The 3,216-nt window shown below is 51.7% G+C and carries 5 protein-coding genes; 2 read left to right on the plus strand and 3 right to left on the minus strand.

Annotated features, from left to right (window positions below; all coding sequences use genetic code 11):
* From U9J41_RS29165 to U9J41_RS29175, 3 genes are all read right to left on the minus strand, one after another.
* On the minus strand, window positions 1-269 hold a 269-nt coding region (locus U9J41_RS29165), incomplete at its 3' end, for a transposase (RefSeq protein WP_322400125.1).
* Window positions 270-502: 233 nt separating this feature from the next.
* Window positions 503-1,387: a plasmid replication initiator TrfA gene (trfA, locus tag U9J41_RS29170; RefSeq protein ID WP_322405696.1), complete on the minus strand. Its 885-nt coding sequence runs from the start codon at window positions 1,385-1,387 to the stop codon at window positions 503-505.
* Between the two features lie 19 nt (window positions 1,388-1,406).
* Window positions 1,407-1,628, minus strand: coding sequence for a DNA-binding protein (locus U9J41_RS29175; RefSeq protein ID WP_322405697.1), 222 nt, complete (start codon window positions 1,626-1,628; stop codon window positions 1,407-1,409).
* 88 nt (window positions 1,629-1,716) lie between these two features.
* Here U9J41_RS29175 and U9J41_RS29180 point away from each other — a divergent pair, with 88 nt between their 5' ends.
* Both U9J41_RS29180 and U9J41_RS29185 read left to right on the plus strand, forming a co-directional pair.
* Window positions 1,717-2,679, plus strand: coding sequence for a MarR family transcriptional regulator (locus U9J41_RS29180; RefSeq protein ID WP_322405698.1), 963 nt, complete (start codon window positions 1,717-1,719; stop codon window positions 2,677-2,679).
* Between the two features lie 268 nt (window positions 2,680-2,947).
* The coding region (locus tag U9J41_RS29185; RefSeq protein ID WP_322400125.1) for a transposase at window positions 2,948-3,216 on the plus strand (269 nt) is incomplete at its 3' end.

Genomic DNA, 3,216 nt, shown 5'->3' on the forward strand with positions numbered 1-3,216 from the left:
GCGCCGAAATCGCCCTTGAGCGTCTTGGTGCTATGGCCGTTACGGGTGTTGGCGGTGCTGTTGGTCACCTCGCCGCTTTTGTCGTGGCCCAGGTGATCGGTCATCTCGACTTCCAGCGCGCGCTCGACCAGCATCTTGGTGAGCTGCTTGAGCAGGCCATTTTCGCCAATCAGGTCCTCCGGCTTCTGATAGTTCGCCAGCAGGCTGTCGGCCAGTTTGAGCAGTTCCGGATCGGGCTTGGCACGCTTGTTACGCTTTACAACGGTCATTGTTTCTCCTAGTGGCGGCAGTGTCCTGCCAAATGACCGTTTACACAATATTATTTACACCCTCGAACCCGCACCCAGTCTGCGTTCCTGACCTTCCATGCGTACTCCATAGGTCGGTGATTACATACTTCAAAAGGCGGCTGGGTGTACCTCATACGTCGCCATCGAGTACTCCAAAAGGCGGTACTTAGTACTTCATAAGTCGGTAGGGTTGTACCTCATAGGTCGGTAGGTCAGCGTCGATTTACACGCACTAGCTCGCCTCGAATCTCAAAGCTGCTGAGAAATCCAACCTGTTTCAGCTCTCCCAACGCAGTTGCCATAAGTTGCTTAAATTTTCGTGGTGTGTCGGTAGTGCATCCGGCTCCCCTGTATAAGGTGCTTAACTTGATCGGCAGCGGGTCGCGGTGCGATGCAAGGTAGCCATGCATCCACGTCGCAAGCCCGGAAGGCAGAGCTAGGCGCTGATTCCATTGCAATTGCGTAAAGTGCACGTCGCCAAACAGCTCAACCATTTCCGGAGCGACCCAAGCACGCCACATTGGCAGGCGCGAACCAGTAGCCTCATCTTGCCACTCGAACTTTGGAATCATGGACAGGCCAACACCGCGTCGAAGGCGCTTAGAGTAGACCGACAGCGAGCTGGCCTGCATGCGACGCAGGCTGTCCAGCAGTCGAACCACATGTTGAGGATTTGGCTTCGACCTGGCCTGCCGAAGAGATTGGACCATGCTGTAGGCTGTAAATTCGATCGGGCAGCCTAACGGAACCAGTCGCGCCAGGTGAACTAGCTGCAGCCACACTGACTCATCACTCTGTCTTAGCTCTTTACCGGTGTAAGTAATACGCGTAGAGCGCCCAATCACTGCTATTTCTTCGTTCTCAAAGTAACGCCGGGGCTGATTTCGATTTTTCGCGTTAAATAGAGCCGAGCGCAGTATCTCATTTGGCATACAACGAACCTCGTCCCCCCACAGTGGTAGCTGCACGACAGCAGCGCGTTCAGACGCTGTAGGTGAATGCGGACGACTCTTAGCACGTTCTTCAATCACCTTTACCAAAGCCAGCAAGTCAGTCGTTCGTGTAGGTAAAACGTCGCTGATGGAGCGAAAGCTCATAGATTGCTTACCCCAGTCTTCAAACGGATTCCGCGTTGAGGAAACGCGCAACTTCCATTGTTCTGAAGTACAGGCGACGCCCCACCTTCAGCTTAGATGTGTTTATTTTTTGAGCAAGCTCGCTATTTGAGCGAAGGTACATGCGAACCGCCTCAGGAGAGCGATCAAGTAGGGTAGCGAGTCCTGCTAATGGAATAAGTGGTCCAAAGCGGTCGACCAAGTTTTGTTCTATCGTCATCATTCAGCATGATCCTTTACGTTGATTGTGCTTGCATGATGCCGCCTGGAAACCCTAATATGTCGTCGTTCTGTTAGAGTCTAGTTGACAAATGGCCCAAAAAAAATTGGTCAGCACTGCGGATCCACAACCAGGCTCCGACTTTGCGACTATTGTGCGTACCCCTGTTACTAGGGCTGCCAGGTTCAACGGCAGAGGATCTTTCCTATGGTGTTTTTGCAAACTTTGTGGCCAACAGACTGAATATTCCGTTGCGCTTGAATCTGTTAGCGTCTTCAAACGCATCAGCAACGGGGCTATCAAAGTTCCGCTTTCCGACGAAGTACGCGCTAAGGCACAGAGATTGGCCGATGACCTAGTTACTATGTACCAGCTTTCACTCGAAGGTAGCGCCGAGGTTCCATCGCCCGGAAAGATTCTCCTGGCGTATTGTGACATTCGCGAGATGCGCGGAGATTTTTCGATTGATTCGTTTCGCGATCAAGTCGAACGCCATGCATTGATAGCTGAGTGGGCAAAGCTTGGCGATATGCCTGGAGCGGTTAGACTCTCTGGTAATCCGAAGGGGGCACAGCGGCCTAGCAAATTATATTGCGCTTTGCACTATCCAAGACGCAGTGATGACGCACGTCGCGCCTATCAACGTGATCGTAGGTTTATCGCTGAATACGAAGAACTGATACGAGAATTTTGGCGGCAATACGCTGGTTACCTTCGGCAGTGGAACATAGACGATCATGCTATGGTTCGACATGCTGCATACCATCACCTTAGGATAATGAAAGCACCGACGAGGCTACTTGACGAGTTTTCTTTTATCACCAAGCCAGAGAACAAGAATTCAAAGCCGGCAATACTTGTCAAGCCAATTGAAGCTTATTATATGGTTGCGCGAGCGGCGCACCAAAAAATTCGACGAATGAGGAAAGAGAAAGACTGTTTCGACGAGTTAGAGGAACGCGGCAGTGCAAGTCAGGCAGAGATTGCACGTCATCTCGGCATAAATCGGCAAGCCGTATCAGCCGCGCTCAAAAGAAAACGAGTAGTCAAGTAACATAGGGTGAGAGAACCAAGGCTGAAGTTTTGAGTTTCTCTATTCGACTACTCGATCAAAAGAACTTTCCCTAGCTCCCATTCATCTTCAGAATATGCCGCAATATGTACAAATGGAGAAGATGAGTGAAACCCTAGAGACACAACATCTCGATCGGTTGATAGGATGAAATGGCGAGCCGTTGCCGGCGATTCGTCCAGAAGTGAGGGTGTAAATAATATTGTGTAAACGGTCATTTGGCAGGACACTGCCGCCACTAGGAGAAACAATGACCGTTGTAAAGCGTAACAAGCGTGCCAAGCCCGATCCGGAACTGCTCAAACTGGCCGACAGCCTGCTGGCGAACTATCAGAAGCCGGAGGACCTGATTGGCGAAAATGGCCTGCTCAAGCAGCTCACCAAGATGCTGGTCGAGCGCGCGCTGGAAGTCGAGATGACCGATCACCTGGGCCACGACAAAAGCGGCGAGGTGACCAACAGCACCGCCAACACCCGTAACGGCCATAGCACCAAGACGCTCAAGGGCGATTTCGGCGC

Source organism: Massilia luteola (genome assembly GCF_034420155.1).
Classification (GTDB): domain Bacteria; phylum Pseudomonadota; class Gammaproteobacteria; order Burkholderiales; family Burkholderiaceae_D; genus Telluria; species Telluria luteola.